This window comes from Vogesella alkaliphila (assembly GCF_014652475.1).
In the GTDB taxonomy this organism is placed as follows: Bacteria; Pseudomonadota; Gammaproteobacteria; order Burkholderiales; family Chromobacteriaceae; genus Vogesella; species Vogesella alkaliphila.
The window spans coordinates 283,542-302,188 of record NZ_BMYW01000004.1 but is presented as its reverse complement, the minus strand read 5'-3'; the positions used below and the strand labels follow the sequence as shown (position 1 = coordinate 302,188).

At 66.2% G+C, this 18,647-nt stretch carries 18 protein-coding genes; 5 read left to right on the top strand and 13 right to left on the bottom strand.

Annotated elements, in window-relative coordinates:
• Positions 1 to 116 precede the first annotated feature (116 nt).
• Positions 117 to 686 carry a cupin domain-containing protein gene (locus IE100_RS08610; RefSeq protein WP_189373686.1) on the bottom strand — a complete coding sequence of 190 codons (570 nt, stop codon included), beginning with the start codon at positions 684 to 686 and terminating at the stop codon, positions 117 to 119.
• Positions 687 to 861: 175 nt separating this feature from the next.
• Here IE100_RS08610 and IE100_RS08605 point away from each other — a divergent pair, with 175 nt between their 5' ends.
• Positions 862 to 2,097, top strand: coding sequence for a M24 family metallopeptidase (locus tag IE100_RS08605; RefSeq protein WP_189373685.1), 1,236 nt, complete (start codon positions 862 to 864; stop codon positions 2,095 to 2,097).
• Positions 2,091 to 2,591, top strand: coding sequence for a GNAT family N-acetyltransferase (locus IE100_RS08600; RefSeq protein ID WP_229800295.1), 501 nt, complete (start codon positions 2,091 to 2,093; stop codon positions 2,589 to 2,591). Before IE100_RS08605 ends, IE100_RS08600 begins: the two co-directional genes overlap by 7 nt.
• Before the next feature lie 85 nt (positions 2,592 to 2,676).
• On the opposite strand, the gene IE100_RS08595 is transcribed toward IE100_RS08600, so the two are convergent.
• From IE100_RS08595 to trxB, 5 genes are all read right to left on the bottom strand, one after another.
• The gene (locus IE100_RS08595) at positions 2,677 to 3,477 is read right to left on the bottom strand and encodes an alpha/beta hydrolase (protein WP_189373684.1); all 801 of its coding nucleotides are present in this window, start codon (positions 3,475 to 3,477) and stop codon (positions 2,677 to 2,679) included.
• Positions 3,474 to 4,877 carry a PhoH family protein gene (locus IE100_RS08590; RefSeq protein ID WP_189373683.1) on the bottom strand — a complete coding sequence of 468 codons (1,404 nt, stop codon included), beginning with the start codon at positions 4,875 to 4,877 and terminating at the stop codon, positions 3,474 to 3,476. The genes IE100_RS08595 and IE100_RS08590 overlap by 4 nt, the downstream gene beginning before the upstream one ends.
• A 52-nt stretch (positions 4,878 to 4,929) precedes the next feature.
• A complete protein-coding gene (locus tag IE100_RS08585) occupies positions 4,930 to 5,376 on the bottom strand; it encodes a peroxiredoxin (protein ID WP_189373682.1) in 447 nt (148 codons plus the stop codon).
• A gap of 16 nt (positions 5,377 to 5,392) precedes the next feature.
• A complete protein-coding gene (locus tag IE100_RS08580; RefSeq protein ID WP_229800294.1) occupies positions 5,393 to 5,950 on the bottom strand; it encodes a Smr/MutS family protein in 558 nt (185 codons plus the stop codon).
• 71 nt (positions 5,951 to 6,021) lie between these two features.
• Positions 6,022 to 6,969 carry a thioredoxin-disulfide reductase gene (trxB, locus tag IE100_RS08575; RefSeq protein ID WP_189373680.1) on the bottom strand — a complete coding sequence of 316 codons (948 nt, stop codon included), beginning with the start codon at positions 6,967 to 6,969 and terminating at the stop codon, positions 6,022 to 6,024.
• Between the two features lie 122 nt (positions 6,970 to 7,091).
• Between trxB and IE100_RS08570 the strand changes: the two genes are divergently transcribed.
• Positions 7,092 to 7,277, top strand: a complete 186-nt coding sequence (locus IE100_RS08570; RefSeq protein ID WP_189373679.1) for a putative motility protein — start codon at positions 7,092 to 7,094, stop codon at positions 7,275 to 7,277.
• Positions 7,278 to 7,345: 68 nt separating this feature from the next.
• Here the strand turns inward: IE100_RS08570 and IE100_RS08565 are convergent, their stop codons facing one another.
• The 7 genes from IE100_RS08565 to glnE all read right to left on the bottom strand — a co-directional run bounded on the left by IE100_RS08565 (position 7,346) and on the right by glnE (position 13,940).
• Positions 7,346 to 7,819: a hypothetical protein gene (locus tag IE100_RS08565; protein ID WP_189373678.1), complete on the bottom strand. Its 474-nt coding sequence runs from the start codon at positions 7,817 to 7,819 to the stop codon at positions 7,346 to 7,348.
• A gap of 25 nt (positions 7,820 to 7,844) precedes the next feature.
• Positions 7,845 to 8,258 (bottom strand): YbaN family protein, encoded by a 414-nt coding sequence (locus IE100_RS08560; protein WP_189373677.1) that lies wholly within the window; start codon positions 8,256 to 8,258, stop codon positions 7,845 to 7,847.
• A 75-nt stretch (positions 8,259 to 8,333) separates the two neighbouring features.
• A complete protein-coding gene (locus IE100_RS08555; protein ID WP_189373676.1) occupies positions 8,334 to 8,915 on the bottom strand; it encodes a TetR/AcrR family transcriptional regulator in 582 nt (193 codons plus the stop codon).
• A complete protein-coding gene (gene waaF, locus IE100_RS08550; RefSeq protein WP_189373675.1) occupies positions 8,916 to 9,968 on the bottom strand; it encodes a lipopolysaccharide heptosyltransferase II in 1,053 nt (350 codons plus the stop codon).
• 57 nt (positions 9,969 to 10,025) lie between these two features.
• Positions 10,026 to 10,229, bottom strand: coding sequence for a zinc-finger domain-containing protein (locus tag IE100_RS08545; protein ID WP_189351934.1), 204 nt, complete (start codon positions 10,227 to 10,229; stop codon positions 10,026 to 10,028).
• A gap of 49 nt (positions 10,230 to 10,278) precedes the next feature.
• Positions 10,279 to 11,202 (bottom strand): branched-chain amino acid transaminase, encoded by a 924-nt coding sequence (locus tag IE100_RS08540; protein ID WP_047968281.1) that lies wholly within the window; start codon positions 11,200 to 11,202, stop codon positions 10,279 to 10,281.
• A 71-nt stretch (positions 11,203 to 11,273) separates the two neighbouring features.
• Positions 11,274 to 13,940: a bifunctional [glutamate--ammonia ligase]-adenylyl-L-tyrosine phosphorylase/[glutamate--ammonia-ligase] adenylyltransferase gene (gene glnE, locus IE100_RS08535; RefSeq protein WP_189373674.1), complete on the bottom strand. Its 2,667-nt coding sequence runs from the start codon at positions 13,938 to 13,940 to the stop codon at positions 11,274 to 11,276.
• 28 nt (positions 13,941 to 13,968) lie between these two features.
• Between glnE and IE100_RS08530 the strand changes: the two genes are divergently transcribed.
• Positions 13,969 to 17,841, top strand: a complete 3,873-nt coding sequence (locus IE100_RS08530) for a YhdP family protein (protein ID WP_189373673.1) — start codon at positions 13,969 to 13,971, stop codon at positions 17,839 to 17,841.
• Positions 17,838 to 18,647 carry a carbon-nitrogen hydrolase family protein gene (locus IE100_RS08525; RefSeq protein WP_189373672.1) on the top strand — a complete coding sequence of 270 codons (810 nt, stop codon included), beginning with the start codon at positions 17,838 to 17,840 and terminating at the stop codon, positions 18,645 to 18,647. The genes IE100_RS08530 and IE100_RS08525 overlap by 4 nt, the downstream gene beginning before the upstream one ends.

Sequence of the window (18,647 nt, the reverse complement as noted above, 5' to 3'; positions counted from 1 at the left end):
CGAATACGGAACATGGAAAGCCCGGCCTGACGGCCGGGCTTGGCTTTTGGATGGGCTGGAGATGCGGCCAAGCTTGTGGCTCGCTGAGGGTTTGCTGAGCGCGCTCCAGTGCTAGTTTAGTCGTGGTGCTTGTCGTCATCGTCAAACAATTGCAAGGTGCCGACCGAGATCACCTCGGTGTTGCTGTCGCTGTCATTGCGGATGGCGTGTCTCTGCTGCGGGTCGAAGTGCAGCGAGTCGCCGGCGGCCAGCACGTAGTCGCGGCCGTTGACCTGATAGGTGACGCTACCGCTCAGCACATAGACAAACTCGTCGCCGCTGTGGGCGACCACTTCCGAGCGATAGCCGGGTGGCAGCGTCAGCTTGACGGCGTTCAGCACGCTGCCGCTGTAGGTGGTGGTCAGCCGTTCGTAGCGCTGCGGCATGTTGGCGACGGTGTAGCTCTGGCGCTGGCCTGCGTGCGAGTCGGGGGCGTCCTGGCGCGGGGATTCGAACAGCTCGCTCACGGCCACGCCGACGGCTTGGGCGATGTTGGCCAGCGAGGACAGCGACAGGCCGGTGATGTCGCGCTCTGCCTGCGACAGGAAACCGGCCGACAAGCCGGATTCCTTGGCGACCTGGACCAGGGTCTTGCCGCTGGCGCGCCGGTAACGGCGCAGGCGCTGGCCGAGAGTTTCCTCTGACATGGGGTGGATTCCGGATGAAGAGAGCCGATTGTACGTGAGAATCATTGTCTTGTTGAATGGCAAAATTTTAGTGTGACTAAAAAATACTTGACCCTGTGGTACTGCAGTCATAGATTGCTGCTTTGGTATGGGCTGGCAACAGGCCGGCAGTGATGAACCGGAGCGGGAGCAGACGATGACGATAGGCGTGGGTGGGGTGAGCAAGGAGCAGGCACTGTCTAGCCTGCAGGACATGACGCAGGGTGCGCAGCCGATCGGGCTGGACGAGTATCGCGTACGGCTGGCCAAGGCGCAGGCGTACATGCAGGCCAATGGCATCGCCGCGCTGTACCTGAATGCTGGCACCAGCCTCAACTACTTTACCGGCCTGAAATGGTACGCCAGCGAGCGCATGGTGGGGGCGATCCTGCCGGCGCACGGCGCGCTGGAATTCATCGCCCCCTGGTTCGAGGTCGGCACGCTGCACGACTACATGCAGCTGCAGGGCGAGGTGAACGCCTGGCACGAGCATGAGAGCCCGTACGCGCTGTTTGTGGCGACGCTGGCGCGGCTGGGCATTGCGGCCAACCTTGAGCAACCTCCGCGCATCGCCATTGACGAAAGCGCGGCGTTCTTCATCGCCGACGGCATCCGCCAGTGCGCCGACGGCTATCAGCTGGTCAATGGCCGCGAGGTGACCGCACATTGCCGCATGCGCAAGTCGGCACAGGAAGTCGCTCTGATGCAGCGTGCCAAGGACATGACGCTGGCGGTGCAGAGGGCCACGGCCAGCATGCTGCATGAGGGCATCACCACCACCGAGGTCGAGGCCTTCATCGCCGAGGCGCATCGCCGTGTCGGTGCCGCCGGCTCCTATTTCTGCATCGTGCTGTTCGGCGAGGCGACCGCCTATCCGCATGGGGTCAAGAATCCGCAAGTCCTGAAGCAGGGCGACATGGTGTTGATCGATACCGGCTGCACCCTGCACGGCTATATTTCCGACATCACCCGTACCTATGTGTTTGGCGAGCCGGATGCGCGCCAGCGCCAGGTGTGGCAGGCGGAAAAGGCGGCGCAGGCGGCGGCCTTCGCGGCGGCGCAACTGGGCACGCCGTGTGGCGAGGTCGATCTGGCCGCGCGCCGGCAATTGCAGGCCGACGGCTTCGGTCCCGGCTACGCGCTGCCGGGGTTGCCGCATCGTACCGGCCACGGTATCGGCATGGACATCCACGAATGGCCGTACCTGGTGTCCAGCGACCGCACACCACTGGAGGTCGGCATGTGCTTCAGCAACGAGCCGATGATCTGCATCCCCGGGGAGTTCGGGGTGCGGCTGGAGGACCATTTCTACATGACGGAGCAGGGGCCGCGCTGGTTTACCCAACCCAGCCACAGCATCGACGACCCGTTCGGTCTGGCGGTCGCATGCTGATCGCGGACACCGAGCGGCTGCAGCTGCGCGAGCTGACGCTGGAGGATGCCGCCTTCGTGCTGGCGGCGCTGAATGACCCCGACTTCGTGCGCAAGGTGATCGATCGCGGCGTGCGCACACTGGACGACGCCCGTCGCTATCTGCAGGAAGGGCCGCTGGCGGCCTACGCGCAGCATGGCCATGCGCTGTGGTGCGTGGTGCGCAAGTCCGATGGTGCGCTGATGGGCTTGTGCGGCATCATCCGCCGCGAGGGCCTGCCGGATCCGGATGTCGGCTACACCTTTCTGCCGCAGTATCGTGGCCAGGGCTATGCGCGCGAAGCGGCGCAGGCCAGTCTCGACTACGGGCGAAACGTACTGCACCTGCCGCGCATTACCGCCATTGTCGATGCGGCCAACCTGGGCTCGATCCGGGTGCTGGAGGCGATCGGCCTGCGTCACGAGGGCGAGCTGTTCTTCGGCGAGGCGCAGGCGATCAAGTTGCTGTATGCCTGAGTGGGTGGATGGCTAGTCTTTCTGAGGAGAGGCAGCCCGGATGGACGCCGAAAGGTTGGCCGCAGCGTTGCGGCCAACCTTTTTGTCATTCGAGGGTGGTGTCGGCCAGCCACGTCTCGATGCGTTGCGCGCACTGCTCCCAGCGATTGTCCAGCATCATCATGTGGCCGATGTGCGGCAGGATTTCCGGGGTGCTGCCGAAGCGCGCCGCGGTCTCGGTGACGTCCTGTGGCGAGATCAGCTGGTCCGCCGCCGCGCCCAGCACCAGGTTGGGCAGCGGGGCGATGCGACGCTGCAGGAAGGGCGGCACCAGGGTCATATCCATGATCGCGCGCTGGCTTTCGGTCTGGCTATGGTGGGCCACCCAGTCCACCGCGGCGAGGTCGGCGTCGTCGGAAAACAGCATGTGTCGCAGTTCGTTCAGTTCCGGCTGGTAATTGCCCTGCTGGAACAGGTTCAGCTGCATGAACAGTTCCGGCGCCTGGGTCATCAGCCGCATGCTGGAGCCGGCGAGGCCGCTGGGCGGTACCGAGGCCAGCAGCACGGCGCCGGGCAGGTCGTGGCGGGTCAGGTATTGCTGCAGCACAAAGCCGCCCATGGAGTGGGCGATCACAATCGGTGGCCGCGGCAGTTGCCGGATCGCCTGCCGCAGGTTGCCGACGTAGTCGTCGATGCTGATGGCGGCCAGGTAGGCGTGGCCGTCGCTGTCGCCGTGTCCCTCGAAGCTCAGCGCCCAGCAGTCGTAGCCGCGTGCACTGAACCAGGGCATGAAATGTTGCTGCCAGCAGCTGGCGCTGCTGAAGGCGCCGTGAACAAAAAGCAGGGGGGGCATCGACGATGCCGCCCCTGCTGCCGGGGTGTGGATCAGTTCAAGTTTGATGGTCAAAGGACTTCCGCTGCGTGGTCTGCCAGGCGCGAGCGTTCGCCGCGCTGCAAGGTAATGTGGCCGGAGTGTTCCCAGCCTTTGAAACGATCAACGACGTAGCTGATGCCGGAGCTGCCTTCGGTCAGGTACGGGGTGTCGATCTGACTGATGTTGCCGAGGCAGACCACCTTGGTGCCGGGACCGGCACGGGTGATCAGCGTTTTCATCTGTTTCGGCGTCAGGTTCTGCGCCTCGTCGATGATCAGGTATTTGTTGAGGAAGGTGCGGCCGCGCATGAAGTTGAGCGACTTGACCTTGATGCGCGAACGGATCAGATCGCGGGTGGCGGCACGCCCCCAGTCGCCGCCGTCGTCCTCGCTCTTGTTGAGCACGTCGAGGTTGTCTTCCAGTGCACCCATCCACGGCAGCATCTTTTCCTCTTCGGTGCCGGGCAGGAAGCCGATGTCCTCGCCGACCGGTACGGTGACGCGGGTCATGATGATCTCGCTGTACAGCTTCTGCTCCAGCGTCAGCGCGAGGCCTGCGGCCAACGTTAGCAGGGTCTTGCCGGTGCCGGCCTGGCCGAGCAGGGTGACGAAGTCGATGTCCGGATTCATCAGCAGGTTCAGCGCGAAGTTCTGCTCGCGGTTGCGCGCGACGATGCCCCATACATTGTTCTTCTGGTGACTGTAGTCCTTCAGCGTCTCCAGCACTGCTTCCTTGCCGTCGATGCGCAGCACCCGTGCCTGCATCGGCTGCTCGCCTTCCTGCCACAGCAGCTGGTTCAGGAGCAGCTTGGGCGCGTCCGGGCCCTTGATCTGGTAGTAGGTGCGGCCGCCTTCCTGCCACGATTTCAGGTCCCGACCGTTGCGATCCCAGAAGTCGCCGTCAATCTCGCGGGTGCCGCCGTACAGCAGGTCGGTGTCTTCCAGCACCTTGTCGTTGAAGTAGTCCTCGGCGTCTAGCCCCAGTGCGCGCGCCTTGATGCGCATGTTGATGTCTTTGGATACCAGGATGGCAGGGCGCTGGCCGTCGGCCTGCTTCAGTGCCATCACGATGCCGAGGATCTGGTTGTCGGCCTTGCCGACCGGCAGCGAGGAGGGGAGCGCCGCGTGCAGTGCTTCGGTCTGCAGGTAGAGCTTGCCGCTTGCGGCGTCGCGGCTGGGGCCTTTCAGCGAAATGCCGTCTTCGATGTCGTCGGCGCTGCTGCTGACGATCTCGTCGAGAAAACGGCTGGCTTGCCGGGCGTTGCGCGCCACTTCCGACATGCCCTTCTTGTGGGTGTCCAGCTCTTCGAGGGTGATGATGGGGATGAACACGTCGTGCTCTTCGAAGCGGAACAGGCAGGTCGGGTCATGCAGCAGGACGTTGGTGTCGAGGACGAACAGTTTGCAGACGTTGCTCTTGCTGTGGCTTGCCATGAGAAAGACCCCCTTGTTGAAGCGGGGTCCGGCAGGGTGCCGGACCTGGCGCTTAAAGCGACTTGACGAACGTCAGCACTTCTTCGGCGTGTCCGGGGACTTTCAGTCCGCGCCATTCGCGCAGGATGTTGCCATCGCTATTGATGACAAAAGTGCTGCGTTCTATCCCTCTCACCTGTTTGCCGTACATGTTTTTCAGTTTCATGACACCGAACAGGTTACATACAGTTTCGTCCGGATCGCTGATCAATTCAAATGGCAATTCGTGCTTGGCTTTGAAATTCTCGTGCGATTTCAGGCTGTCGCGCGATACGCCGAGGATGCGGGCGCCGGCGGCCAGGAATTGCGGATGCAGGTCACGGAAGGCCATCGCCTCGTTGGTGCAGCCGGGGGTGTTGTCCTTCGGGTAGAAGTACAGCACGGTCAGCCCTTGCGGCAGGGTGGCACTCTCGCCGCTGGTGGTGGCGGCGGTGAAGGGGGTGATGCGGGTGGTGTCCATGGTGGGTTCCTCGGGTTTAGCCGTGCGGGCGGCGCAGCAGGGCCAGTACCGCGCCGCTGCCGCCTTGTTCGATGCAGGTCTCGCAGAAAGCCAGTACATCCGGGTGGTGAGTCAGCCAGGCTCTGACCATTTTCGGCAGCACCGGTTCGCCCGGCGAACTGAGCCCCTTGCCGTGTATCACCCGCACGCACTGGCCCAGGTGACGGGCGCGATGCAGGAACACGGTCAGCTGTTCGTGTGCGGCAAAGCGGTCCAGTCCGTGCAGGTCCAGCTCGGCGCAGACCGGCCAGTGCCCAGCGCGCAGTTTCTTCAGGGTGTTGCTCGGCGTGCCGGGGCTGCGGTGCTGGCTGTCGATCTGTGCCGGCTCGAACCAGCCTATCATCCGGGCGAACAGCGCCTGTTCCGCCTGCGGCGTCAGGGGTGTCTGGCTGGCGCGATGCTGCGGCAGCGGGCGCGGCTTGGGTGGTGGCGGGGTGTGGCAGATGCGGCCGTCCGGCCTGAGCGGGCGCACGTCCCCCATCAGCTGGCGGAAGTCCGGCTCGGGCTCGGGGTTGGCCGCAACGGCAACAGGCAAGACCCTCGCGGGTCTTGCCTGTGCTTTGACGGGCTTGAGCTGCTCCTTGAGCGACTTCAATGCCGCCGGGCTCAGTGATCCAGGAAGCGCTCGGCGTCCAGTGCCGCCTGGCAGCCGGAGGCGGCGCTGGTGATCGCCTGGCGGTAGATGTGGTCCTGCACGTCGCCGGCGGCGAACACGCCCGGGATGCTGGTGGCGGTGGCATTGCCGTCGCGGCCGCCGCGGGTCACGATGTAGCCGGTTTCGTCCAGCTCCAGCTGGCCCTTGAAGATGTCGGTGTTCGGCTTGTGGCCGATGGCGATGAACACGCCCATCACCTGGATGTCTTCGCTGCTGCCGTCGTTGAACTTCAGGCGGGCGCCGGTGACGCCGCTGTCGTCACCCAGCACTTCGTCCAAGTTGGCGTTCAGCTTCAGGCTGATCTTGCCCTCGGCCACGCGGGCGTTCAGCTTGTCGACCATGATCTTTTCGGCGCGGAAGGTGTCGCGGCGGTGGATCAGGGTCACGTGCTTGGCGATGTTGGCCAGGTACAGGGCTTCTTCCACGGCGGTGTCACCACCGCCAACCACGGCCACGTCCTGGTTGCGGTAGAAGAAACCGTCACAGGTGGCGCAGGCGGAGACGCCCTTGCCGGAGAAGGTCTGTTCCGATGGCAGGCCGAGGTACTTGGCCGAGGCGCCGGTGGAGATGATCAGCGCGTCGCAGGTGTATTCGCCGGAGTCGCCGATCAGGCGGAACGGTCTTTCATCCAGCTTGGCGGTGTGGATGTGATCGAAGAGCATCTCGGTGCCGAAACGCTCGGCGTGCTGCTGGAAGCGCTGCATCAGCTCCGGGCCTTGCACGCCGGCCACATCGGCCGGCCAGTTGTCGACGTCGGTGGTGGTCATCAGTTGACCGCCCTGAGCCATGCCGGTGATCAGCACCGGTTTCAGGTTGGCGCGGGCGGCATAGACGGCGGCGGTGTAGCCGGCAGGGCCGGAACCGAGGATAAGCAGAGGGCAGTGACGGGTTTGGCTCATGTTTGTCTTTTTCCTGTCTGGCAGAGACGATGATGCGTATTCTATCAGGAATGGATGACAATTCTGATTGAGTGTTTCAACGCGGTGGATAGTTTGCGGTAATCGGCGCTCGGGGGATGGCAATGGCGGCAGTTTCGGCGGTGGCAGACAATCAGGTGGCGCAAGTGGCGCAAATCCTGATGCTGAAGAAAACGATGGAAGTCAGCGAGAGTGCGGCGCTGGCCTTGCTGGCGACGGCAACGGATGTCGCCGCGGTACAGGGCAACAATCCGCCGCATCTGGGTAGTCGTATCGATGTGCGGGCCTGAGGCTACCGCTGGTTGCGCAAAAAGAAACGGGAGCCTTGGCTCCCGTTTCTTTTGTGTGGCGGCTTGGTTCAGGCCTCGGTGCGGATGCGGGTGCTGCTGCTGGCGTCCTGCAGCAAGGACTGGCTGACCTGGTATTGGGTGATGGCCTGTTGCGAGGCGTTGACCGGAACGCGGGCTTCTGCCGGAACCGTGCGCTCGGTACTGGCGGCTGGTGCGGACTGCTCCGCGGTGTCGCGGCGCGCTTGCGATTCGTTCAGCCGGTTGACCGGGCTGCGTTCGCTGGCGGCGAGGGTGGCGTTCGGCTCCGGCTGGTTGACGCGGCGCGAGTCGATGAGCTGGGCCTGGAGGGCCTGTTCGGTATTGCTGACGGCCGGGCTTGGGCGGGCGACCGGCAGTGTGCTGGCGGCAACGGCTTCGGCGGCTGGCGCGGGCGAGCGCTGGTTTTCCTGTTGCTGCTCCTGCTGCAGGCGGCGCTGTTCCGCGGCCTCGCGCAGTAGGCTCGCGCTGCTGCTGGCTGATGCGGCGGAATTGATGGCATCCATGCGGGTTCTCCGTCACGACAAGGGACTATGATTTGCCGTCAAGCATAGCACAACATGCTGATGTTGCTGGAATTGTCGGCAGCCGCCACATCCACAGGCTGAGCGCCGCCCACACTGTTATCAGCAGGGCGGTGAGCCAGGGTTGCTGTAGCGTGGCGTAGATGCTGAAGCTGAACGACAGGGCGATGGTGCTTAGCGCGACCGCCTTGGTTCTGGCGGTCATGCCGCGGTAACGTTGCCACTGCAGCAGCGGTGGACCCAGGCGCGGATGCTGGTGCAGCCAGTGCAGCAGCGCCGGACTGCTGCGGCCGAAGCAGGCGGCGGCCATCAGGATAAAGACGGTGGTCGGCATCACCGGCAGCAGCGCGCCGACCAGCGCCAGCAGCAGGCAAAGCCAGCCGGCTGCCAGCCACAGCATTCTTTGCAAGCGCAGTTTCATGTGGCGATCCCGAAGAGTCCTGCTTTGATTCAATGCCATTCGCGCACCATTTGCAAGTGTGCGGCGGCCGCGTTTTCAGGCGATGACGGTCAGCTCCAGCATGCGGTCGGCCAGTTCGGAGACGGAGAGCTCACCGTTGCCGTGATACCACTGTACCGTCCAGTGCAGGCTGCCCAGCAGGGTGCGACGCAGCAGGCGGGTGTCCGGCTTGACCAGTCCGGCGGCGGCGGCTTCATCCAGCGTTTCCTGCCACAGCGCTTCGTAGCGGTCGCGCAGCACGATCAGGCCTGGCTTGGCGGTGGCGGACACGCTGCGCCACTCGTACAGCATCACTTCCAGCGCGGCCTGGTTGTCGCCCAGCAGCGAGTGGAGGTGGACGTGGAACAGCGCGGTCAGCTTGTCGCGCGGCGTCTTGGCGCGGGACAGTGCTGCGGCCAACTGTTCGGTGGTGGCGGTGATGCCCAGTGCCATGACTGCGACCAGAATCTCTTCCTTGGTGCGGAAATGGTAGAACAGGCTGCCGGATTGCAGGCCGACGGCATTGCCCAGGTCGCGCACGGTGGTGCGCTCGTAACCCTGGTCGCGGAACAGGCGGGCGGCGGCGCGCACCAGTTCCATGCGGCGGCTGTTGTCTTCGGTGGCGTTTTCTTTGCTCATTTATGGTGTCGCCGTTTCTTGTGATGGGCAGGATGGCCGGATGTCCAGCTGCTTCAGGCAGGCCTGCAGTACCCGTTCCGGCAGCATGTCTTCCAGGCAGCGCATGTGCTGGTACGGACAGGTGCGCTCGAAGCAGGGGCTGCAATCCAGGTTGAGGTTGACGATTTCGGCGCGGTCGCTGAGCGGCGGCGTGAAGTCCGGGCTGGACGAGCCGTACAGTGCCACCAGCGGAATGTGCAGCGCGGCGGCGACGTGCATCAGGCCGGAGTCGTTGCACACCGCCAGCCTGGCCAGCCCCATCAGGTCGATGGCTTCGTCCAGGCCGGTCCTGCCGCACAGGTTGAGTGCCTTGCCCTGTGCCAGGCGGCTGATTTCCTCGCCGATCTCCTGATCCTTGGCTGAGCCGAACAGCCACACTTGGTAGCCGTGGCTGTCCAGTGCCGCCGCCAGTGCGGCAAAGTGGCGCGGCGGCCAACGTTTGGCCGGGCCGTATTCGGCGCCGGGGCACATCGCGATTACCGGTTTGTCCAGCGACAGGTCCAGGCGCGCGGCGACGGCCTGCTGGGCGGCCGGCTGCGAGCTGAGGCTGGGGTGGGGGATCGGGCGGTGCAGCGCGTGGCGCGGTTCCTCTGCCAGGATGCAGAAGCGCTCGACCATGGTCGGCAGCTCGTGCTCGTCCAGCTCGCGGGTGTCGTTGAGCAGGCCGTAGCGCAGTTCTCCGGTGAAGCCGGTGCGCAGCGGAATGCCGGCCAGGAACGGGATCAGCGCCGCCTTGAGCGAATTGGGCAGCACCACCACCTGGTCGAAACCTTCGCGGTGCAGGGCACGCGCCACGCGCCAGCGCTCGCGCAGGCGCAACTGGCCGTGCCCGAACGGGTTGAGGTGCGCCTTGGCCACCTCCGGCATCCGCGCCAGCAGCGGCAGGGTCCAGGCGGGGGCGAAGACGTGCAGTTCCAGGCCGGGGTGGCGTTCGTGCAGGCGACGGTACAGCGGCTGCGCCATCACGCCGTCACCCACCCAGGAAGGGCCGATTACCAGTAGCTTTTTGATCATGTATCAAGCAAAAAAGGTGCAGCGCAAGCCGCACCTTTGTCCATTGGGCAAGAAGGCTTAGTGATGGCCGCTAACCGGGCCGGTCAGCTTGTAGTGGGTGCCGCAGTACGGGCACAGGGCCTCGCCGCCGTTCTTCACGATGGGCAGGAATACGCGCGGGTGCGAGTTCCACTTCAGCATGTCCGGTGTCGGGCAGTGCAGCGGCAGGTCTTTTGCCGTGACTTCGATAAAGCGAGCGGTGTTTTCTTTCAGTTCTGCCATGTTTCGGTACTTTCTTGTATGCCCCGTGTCGGGGCGGCTAGCCAATGGGTTAGTCGAGGTAGGTGAGCCAGTGCTGCTTGCCGGCGTCCAGACCCTTGACGCAATCGAAGTAGCGCTTCTGGATCTCGGTGGTGATCGGGCCGCGCTTGCCTTCGCCGATGCTGCGGCGGTCCAGCTCGCGGATCGGGGTCACTTCGGCGGCGGTGCCGGTGAAGAAGGCCTCGTCGGCGGTATAGACTTCGTCGCGGGTGATGCGTTTCTCGATGATCTGCAGCCCCATCTCCTGCGCCAGCTGCACCACGGTGTCGCGGGTGATGCCTTCCAGCGCGGAGGTCAGGTCCGGGGTGTACAGCTTGCCCTTGCGGACGATGAAGATGTTTTCGCCGGAGCCTTCGGCCACGAAGCCGTCCACGTCGAGTAGCAGCGCCTCGTCGTAGCCGTCTGCCGTCGCCTCGTTGTTGGCGAGGATGGAGTTCATGTAGTTGCCGTTCGCCTTCGCCTTGCACATGGTGATGTTGACGTGGTGGCGGGTGAACGAGCTGGTCTTGACGCGGATGCCTTGCTCCAGGCCTTCTTCGCCCAGGTAAGCGCCCCATGGCCAGGCGGCGACGATGACCTGCACGTCGTCCTTTTTCGGCGCGATGCCGAGCTTGCCGGAGCCGTAGAACGCCATCGGGCGGAAGTAGCAGGACTTGAGCTGGTTGGCGCGCACCACGTCGATGTGCGCCTGGTTGATCTGCTCCTTGCTGAAGGGCAGGTCCATGCCGAGGATCTTGGCGGAGCGGAACAGGCGGTCGGTATGATCCTGCAGACGGAAGATGGCCGGGCCCTTCGGTGTCTCGTAGGCGCGCACGCCTTCGAACACGCCCATGCCGTAGTGCAGGGTGTGGGTCAGCACGTGGGTGGTGGCGTTGCGCCAGTCAACCAGTTGTCCGTCGTACCAGATAAAACCGTCGCGATCAGCCATCGACATGGTGGGTTCTCCGCTGTAGTCCTGATTTTTAATGTGGCGCAATTATAGCGCCGAGTGTTGCGCTTGTGTTTTCAAGCTTCATCCTGCATCACGCAGTGCCACAGCGCGCGCACGTGGCGGTAGTCTTCCTGCGGGATGTCGTCGGTGGTCTGGCTGTCGTTGAGCCGCGCCGCGTGCTGCAGTCGCCGGTAGTGGCGATAGGCGCTCTGTCCCTGGCTGGCCAGCTCGGCCGGAATCAGGCCAGCGTTGGCCGCCGCGCCGAGCAGGGCGATGTTGCCGCTGTTACGGGTCAGCTCCGGGTGCTGGCTGGCGTGCGCCAGGATCAGGAACTGGGTGATGAACTCGACATCGACGATGCCGCCGCGCGCATGCTTGACGTCGCCGTCGCGGGCCGGGTGGCTTTCCAGCATCTTGTCGCGCATCGCCAGCACCTCGTCGCGCAGCGGGCCGATGTCGCGCGGCTGGGTCAGCACCTGGTGGCGGATGGCCTCGAATTGCTGGCCGATCGTCGCGTCGCCGCAGACAAAGCGGGCGCGGGTCAGCGCCTGGTGCTCCCACAGCCAGGCATCCTTCTGCTGGTACTGGCGGAAGGCGTCCACGCTGCTGACCAGGAGGCCGCTGGTGCCGTTGGGGCGCAGGCGCAGGTCGATGTCGTACAGCGAGCCGGCGGCGGTGACGCTGGTCAGCCAGGTGGTCAGCTTGCGTGCCAGCCGCGAGTACAGCTCGGCGGCGTCCGGGTGGTCGTCGTCGTAGAGGAAGATCACGTCGAGGTCCGAGGCGTAGCCCAGTTCCTTGCCGCCCAGCTTGCCGTAACCGATGATGCTGAAGCGCGGCACCTCGCAGTGGCGCTTGGGCAGGTCCAGCCAGGCGTGGCGCAGCGTGGCGTCCAGCACCATGTCGGCCAGCGCCGACAGCTCGTCGGACAGTGCTTCCAGCGTCCACATCCCGGCCAGATCCTGCGCCACCAGACGGAAGGTCTGCGCGTGCTGGAAGTGGCGCAGGGTGTCCATCTGCGCCTCGACGTCGCCCTGGCAGTCGGCCAGTTGCTGTTCCAGCTGCGCCGCCAGCTGCGGCCAGTCCGGTGTGGCGTACAGCACGCGCGCGTCCAGCAGTTCGTCCAGCAGGATCGGGTGGCGGTTGAGGTAGGCCGACACCCAGGCGCTGGCCGAGTACAGCGACGCCAGTCGCTGCAGCGTCTGTGGATACTCCTGCAGCAGCGACAGGTAGGAGGCGCGACGGCTGATGCTTTCCAGCAGGGTCAGGATGCGCGACAGCGTCAGGTCCGGATTGTCGAAGCCGGCGGCGACCTCGATCAGCGGCGGGATCAGCGCGTCCAGCTTCTTGCGGCTGCTGTCCGGCATCTGCTGGTAGCGCTGGCTGGCGGCGAGGCTGCGCAGCTGGCGCTGCACGTCGGCGGCGTCGTGGTAGCCGAGCTGCTGCAGCGTGGCGCTGATGTCGTTGTCGGCTAGCTCCTGCCACAGCGCCTGCAGCGGATGGGCGGCGGCACCTTCGGTCGGCAGGAAGAACACCTGCTCGAAGTGGCGGGTGACGCGGCGGCGGTGCTGATTGAGCGCGTCGAGGAAGCCGTGCCAGTCGGCAAAGCCCATGCTGGCGGCGATGCGCTGCCGGTTTTCATCGCTGCTAGGCAGGTTTTGCGTCTGCTGGTCGTCGAGGTACTGCAGCCGGTGTTCCAGGTTGCGTAAAAAGGTGTAGGCTTCCAGCAGCTCGCCGACCGTTTCCGGCTCCAGCAGGCGCAATTCGGCCAGCACGGCGTAGGTGTCGCGCGTGCTGCGCAGCTGCAGGCGGCGCTCGCGGCCGCCGCGGATCAGCTGGAACACCTGGGCGATGAATTCCACCTCGCGGATGCCGCCCGGCCCCAGCTTGATGTTTTCCGCCATGTCGCGGCGCGCCACCTCGCGGCGGATCTGCGCGTGCAGCTCGCGCATGGCGCCGTAGGCACCGTAATCCATGTACTTGCGGTACACGAAGGGGCGCACCAGCTGTGACAGGTAGCTGTCGTCGCCGCTCATCACCCGCGCCTTGATCCAGGCGTAGCGTTCCCACTCGCGGCCCTGGGTCAGCAGGTAGTTCTCCAGCGCTGGCAGACTCATCACCAGCGGGCCGGAGTCGCCGTACGGGCGCAGGCGCATGTCGACGCGGAACACCTGGCCGTCGTAGGTGAGGTCGTTGATGGCGCGGATCAGCTCCTTGCCGAGGCGGGTGAAGTACTCGTGGTTGGAGGTCTTGCGCCGGCCATTGGTGTCGCCGTCTTCCGGATAGATGAAGATCAGGTCGATGTCGGAGGATACGTTCAGCTCGAAGCCGCCGAGCTTGCCCATGCCGATCACGATCAGCTGCTGCACCTCGCCGCTTTCCTCGCCGATCGGGTCGCCGAACGGTGCCAGGCTGCGCCGCGCCACCGGCAGCACCTGCTGCACGGCAAAGTCGGCCAGTGCGCTGATGGTGGTGACGACTTCGTGCAGATCGGCCAGGCCGGCGTGGTCGCGGGTGATCAGCCGCGCCATCACCGCGGCGCGCAGCTGGCGCAGCGCCGGCATCAGCGCGTCGATGCTGTCGAAAGCCGGCCAGTCGGCGAACGCCGTCATCTCCGCCAAGTCAAAACAGTGATCCAGCCTTGCGGCCAACCTTTCGAATTGTTCGGGACGGGCGCCAAGCAGGCGGTCGAGGTAATAACTGAATGCGCGCGCAGAGGCGATGGCGGCGGTATTTGCTGGCATAATGCGCTTTCAACGCTATGACGAAATCGTGACTGATCATTCTACCCCCACTTCCCCGTCCGATGTAACGCCGCCTGACCGCAGCTGGCGCATCCTGCGGGTTGCCCGTCGCATCCTGCGTGCCGCTGCCTGGTTACTGGCCGCGGCACTGCTGTTGCTGGCCGTTTCCTTCCTGAGTTTCCGCTTCCTCCTGCTGCCGAATCTGGACCGCTTGCGCCCCTACCTTGAACAGTCGCTGGGCGACGCCAGCGGCATGGCGATCAAGGTTGGCCGCATCGACGGCGAATGGCTGTGGTGGGCACCGGTGCTGACCCTGCACGACGTGCAGGTGCGGCCGGTGTCGCGCGTCAGCGCCATCCGCCTGTCGCGGGTGGAGTTGATTCCGGCGTGGAAGAGTTGGCTCCATCTCGAACCGCGGCTGGCCAGCCTGCAGCTGGACGACTTGCAGCTGGCGCTGCAGCGCGACCGCCACGGGAAGCTGAGCCTGAACGGCATCGCGCTGTCCGGCGGCAAGGGCGACAACCGCTTGCTGGACTGGCTGCTGCGCCAGGACAGCATCACGCTGAGCCTGAAACAGCTGAGCTGGCACGACCAGTTGCTGGCCTTGCCGGTGCTGCGGCTGGAGGGGCTGACCCTGCGGCTGCAGGACAACTGGCGCGGCCATCGCCTGCAACTGCACGGTCGTCCGGACAGCCCGCTGCTGCCGGGCCTGCTGCTGGATGCCGGCTGGCAGGGCGGTGCCGTCGCCGACTGGCGGCAGTGGCAGGGCGAACTGACGCTGGCCGCCGGCAGCGGCGAGCTGTCGCTGCTCAAGCGCTACTGGCCGACGGCGCCGTTTGCCGGCCAGGGGCGCGCCAGTTCGCGGCTGACGGCGGCGTTCGCCGAGGGCCGCATCACTGCGCTGCAGGGGCGCTGGCAGGTGGATGACGTGTCGCTGGCGCTGCAGCGGCGCGATCTGCCCTTGCCGCGGCTGGCGGGCGAGGTGGACTACCGCAGTGCGGCGGCGGGCGAGCACCAGCTGCAGGCCAGCCATCTGACCTTGTCCGGCGAATTCGGCCCGCTGCTGCGCGACGCGACGGTGGACGCCAACTGGCACGAGCAGCGCGGCGGACGCGTGCAGTTGTCCGGGGTGTCGCTGGCGGGGCTGTGGCCCGTGCTGCAGCAACGCGTCAGCGTGCTGCGCGAGCTGCCGCTGACCGCGCTGGACGGCGAACTTGGCAAGACCAGCTGGCAGTGGCAGGGGCCGTGGCGGGCGCCGCGCGACTACCGGCTGAGCACGGCCTTCCGCCAGCTGCGGCCAACCTTGAGCGCCAGCCCGGCGTTGCGGGGCGGCGTCAACGGCGAATTGAAGCTGGCGCGCGACGGCGGTGAGCTGTCGCTGTCCGGACAGGGGCTGACGCTGGCGTGGCCGCAGCAGCTGGCCGAACCGCTGGCCTTGCAGCAGCTGGCCGGCCAGCTGCGCTGGCAGCGGCAGGGCCAGGGCTGGCAGTTCACGCTGCCGGCGCTGCGCCTGCAAACCCCCGATCTGAACGCGGAACTGAGCGGCCAGGGGCTGCTGCCGGCGCAGGGCGCGCTGCAGGGTCGGCTGGACATCCGCGTGCCGCAGGTGGCGGTCGCCCGCGTCAGCCGCTACCTGCCGGCGGTGATCGGCCGCAGCACGCTGGACTGGCTGGACATGGCGCTGGTCGGCGGCACGGCGCGCAATGTGACCGCGCGCGTGGAGGGTGACTTCAGCCGCTTCCCGTTCGGCAACGATGCCGGCGGCCGTTTCGATGTCGATGCCGAGGTGGCCGGCGGCGTGTTGCGTTTCGACCGCGCCTGGCCGGACCTCACCGCCATCGACGGCAAGTTCGCGATGCGCAACGACCACGTGCTGGTCGACGCCGCCACGGCACGCACCGCCGGCGTGGCGCTGCAGGCTGTCAAGGTGCGGCTGCCGGACCTGATGACGCAGCCGGCGCACCTGCTGATCGACGGCCAGGCGCGCGGCGCGCTGCCGCAGATGCTGGCCTACACCCGCAGCAGCCCGGTGGACGGCTGGCTGGGCGGTTTCCTGTCGACCATCGACAGTCAGGGCGAGGCCGCGCTGAAACTGGGGCTGGACATTCCGCTGTCGGCACTGCTGCAGAGCAAGGTGCGCGGCGAGGTGAGCCTGCCCGGCAACCGGCTGCAGTTCCGCCAGCTGCCGCTGCCGCCGTTGCAGGCAGTGCAGGGCGTGCTGCACTTCAACGAGCGCGGTGTCAGTTCGCCTGGCATCGGCTTTGCTGCCTTTGGCGGGCAGGGGCGGCTGACCGCGACGCAGCGCCGCGATGACGTGATGCAGTTTGCGGTGCAGGGCGACGCCGCCATCACCCCGGTGCTGCAGCAGTACGTGCCGCTGCTGTCGCCGCTGGTGTCCGGTCGCACGCCGTACCAGGCCAATTTCGACATCAGCAATAATCTTGATGACCTGCAGCTGCTGCTGAGCCTGCGCGGCGTTGCCATCCAGGCGCCGGCGCCGCTGACCAAGCCGGCCGACGCCGAATGGCCGCTGCTGCTGCGCCTGCGGCCAACCTTGCAGGGCTGGCAGCTGGCCTGGCAGCAGCAGGAACGGGCGCAGGGCACGGTGACGCTGGATGCGCACGGCAATCTGCGTGGCGTCGGGGTCGGTGTCGGCACCGAGGTGCCGGCCAGCCCGCAGCAGATCGGCATCGCCATCCGTCAGCCGCAGCTGGACCTGCTGCCGTGGCTGGGCGTGGTACGGCAGCTTGCCGGCACGACCGGCACGACGGAAGGCGCCGGCCTGCCGCTGCACTTGCAGCTGGCGACGCCGCTATTGCAGCTGGCCAATTACCGGCTGCACGACGTGGACGGGCGTCTCGATTGGCCAGGCGGTGAGGCGCCGCTGCAGCTGCAGCTGGACAGCCGCGAGGCCGCCGGCCAGCTGCGCTACAGCGCGGCCGGCGACGGGCGGGTAGAGGCACAGCTGTCGCGGCTGACCCTGCCGTTGCCGGAAGAGACACCGACGGCCGGCGACGCCGGTACCGGGTCGCTGCTGGCGGATGTCAGCGTGCCGGCGCTGGAGGTGGCGGTGGCGCAGCTGTTCTGGGAGCGCTACCAGCTCGGCCAGCTGACGCTGCTGGCGCAGCCGCGCGGCGAGCAGTGGCAGTTGGACAAGGTCACGCTGCAGATGCCGGAAGGGCGCCTGCAGCTCAATGGCGTGGCGCCGCGCGAGGGCAGCCGCCAGCCGCTGACACGGGTCGATGTCGCCTTCGATACCGAGGACGCCGGCGGGCTGCTGACGCGCTTCGGCATCGCGGATGCGCTGTACGGTGGCCGCGGCCGGCTGGACGGCCAGCTGGCGTGGCCGGGCCGCCTGCACGACTTCGAGCTGGCGCGCCTCGGCGGCCAGCTGCGGCTGGACGTGCGCGACGGCCGCTTCGCCCAGGTCAACCCTGGCGTCGCGCGCCTGCTGGGCATCCTCAGCCTGCAGTCGCTGTCGCGCCGCATCCGGCTGGATTTCACCGACGTGTTCAGCAGCGGTTTTGCCTTTGACGCGATCACCGGCAGCGCCGCCGTACGCGACGGGGTGTTTGCCTCCGACGATGTGCGCATGACCGGGCCGGCGGCGCAGGTCACCCTGCGCGGCGAGGCCGACCTGCCGCGCAACCAGCAGAACGTGCGCGCCCGCATCACGCCGCACATTTCCGAGAGCGTGTCGCTGCTGGCCGGCGCCACCTTGGTCAACCCGGTGCTGGGTGCGGCGACGCTGCTGACGCAAAAAATATTGCAAGACCCGATTAATCAGGTATTTTCCTTTGAATACCAGATCAGCGGCAGCCTGACCGATCCGCAGGTCAGCAAGGTGGGGGAAAATGCCAGCCCCGTGCCGCCGCCCAAGACACCTGAGGACAACAGATGAAGACAGCTTTCAAGGTCGCCGCCATCCAGATGGTGTCCACCACCCGCCTGCAGCAGAACCTCGACACCGCCGCCCGCCTGGTGGCGCAGGCAGCCCGTGACGGCGCACAACTGGTGGTGCTGCCGGAGTATTTCTGCCTGATGGGGCGCGAGGAAGGCGACAAGGTGCGCATCCGCGAGCCGTTCGGCGACGGGCCGATCCAGCAGCAGCTGGCGGCGATGGCGCGCGACAACAAGGTGTGGCTAGCGGGCGGCACGCTGCCGCTGGCCTGCGACGACGACAACAAGGTGCTCAACAGCCTGCTGCTGTACGCGCCGGACGGCAGCGTGCACAGCCGCTACGACAAGATCCACCTGTTCGGCTTTACCGGCAACGGCGAGCGCTACTGCGAATCGGACAGCATCGTCGCCGGCAGCCAGCCGCTGCGTGCGGAAACCCCGCTGGCCGACATCGCCTTCGGCATCTGCTACGACCTGCGCTTCCCCGAGCTGTTCCGCCGGATGACACCGTTCGACCTGCTGGTGTTGCCGGCGGCGTTCACCGCGCAGACCGGCGAGGCGCACTGGGAGGTGCTGCTGCGCGCCCGCGCCATCGAGAACCAGTGCTACGTGCTGGCCTCGGCGCAGGGCGGCAGTCACGAAAACGGTCGCAAGACGCACGGCCAGAGCCTCATCATCGATCCGTGGGGGCGCATCGTCGCCCAGCTGGACAAGGGCGAGGGCGTGGTGATCGCCGAGATCGACCCCGAAATCATCCACTCGGTGCGCAGCCGGCTGCCGGCGCTGGCGCATCGCGTTTTTTCCTGA

Excerpts from the sequence above, each read along its gene's own strand:
- IE100_RS08545 (WP_189351934.1), bottom strand. The coding sequence starts at position 10,229 with ATGGCAGAACTGAAAGAAAACACCGCTCGCTTTATCGAAGTCACGGCA.
- waaF (WP_189373675.1), bottom strand. The coding sequence starts at position 9,968 with ATGATCAAAAAGCTACTGGTAATCGGCCCTTCCTGGGTGGGTGACGGC.
- IE100_RS08565 (WP_189373678.1), bottom strand. The coding sequence starts at position 7,819 with ATGGATGCCATCAATTCCGCCGCATCAGCCAGCAGCAGCGCGAGCCTA.
- IE100_RS08610 (WP_189373686.1), bottom strand. The coding sequence starts at position 686 with ATGTCAGAGGAAACTCTCGGCCAGCGCCTGCGCCGTTACCGGCGCGCC.
- IE100_RS08605 (WP_189373685.1), top strand. The coding sequence starts at position 862 with ATGACGATAGGCGTGGGTGGGGTGAGCAAGGAGCAGGCACTGTCTAGC.
- glnE (WP_189373674.1), bottom strand. The coding sequence starts at position 13,940 with ATGCCAGCAAATACCGCCGCCATCGCCTCTGCGCGCGCATTCAGTTAT.
- IE100_RS08540 (WP_047968281.1), bottom strand. The coding sequence starts at position 11,202 with ATGTCGATGGCTGATCGCGACGGTTTTATCTGGTACGACGGACAACTG.
- IE100_RS08590 (WP_189373683.1), bottom strand. The coding sequence starts at position 4,877 with ATGGCAAGCCACAGCAAGAGCAACGTCTGCAAACTGTTCGTCCTCGAC.
- IE100_RS08585 (WP_189373682.1), bottom strand. The coding sequence starts at position 5,376 with ATGGACACCACCCGCATCACCCCCTTCACCGCCGCCACCACCAGCGGC.
- IE100_RS08555 (WP_189373676.1), bottom strand. The coding sequence starts at position 8,915 with ATGAGCAAAGAAAACGCCACCGAAGACAACAGCCGCCGCATGGAACTG.
- IE100_RS08570 (WP_189373679.1), top strand. The coding sequence starts at position 7,092 with ATGGCGGCAGTTTCGGCGGTGGCAGACAATCAGGTGGCGCAAGTGGCG.
- IE100_RS08560 (WP_189373677.1), bottom strand. The coding sequence starts at position 8,258 with ATGAAACTGCGCTTGCAAAGAATGCTGTGGCTGGCAGCCGGCTGGCTT.
- IE100_RS08600 (WP_229800295.1), top strand. The coding sequence starts at position 2,091 with ATGCTGATCGCGGACACCGAGCGGCTGCAGCTGCGCGAGCTGACGCTG.
- IE100_RS08525 (WP_189373672.1), top strand. The coding sequence starts at position 17,838 with ATGAAGACAGCTTTCAAGGTCGCCGCCATCCAGATGGTGTCCACCACC.
- trxB (WP_189373680.1), bottom strand. The coding sequence starts at position 6,969 with ATGAGCCAAACCCGTCACTGCCCTCTGCTTATCCTCGGTTCCGGCCCT.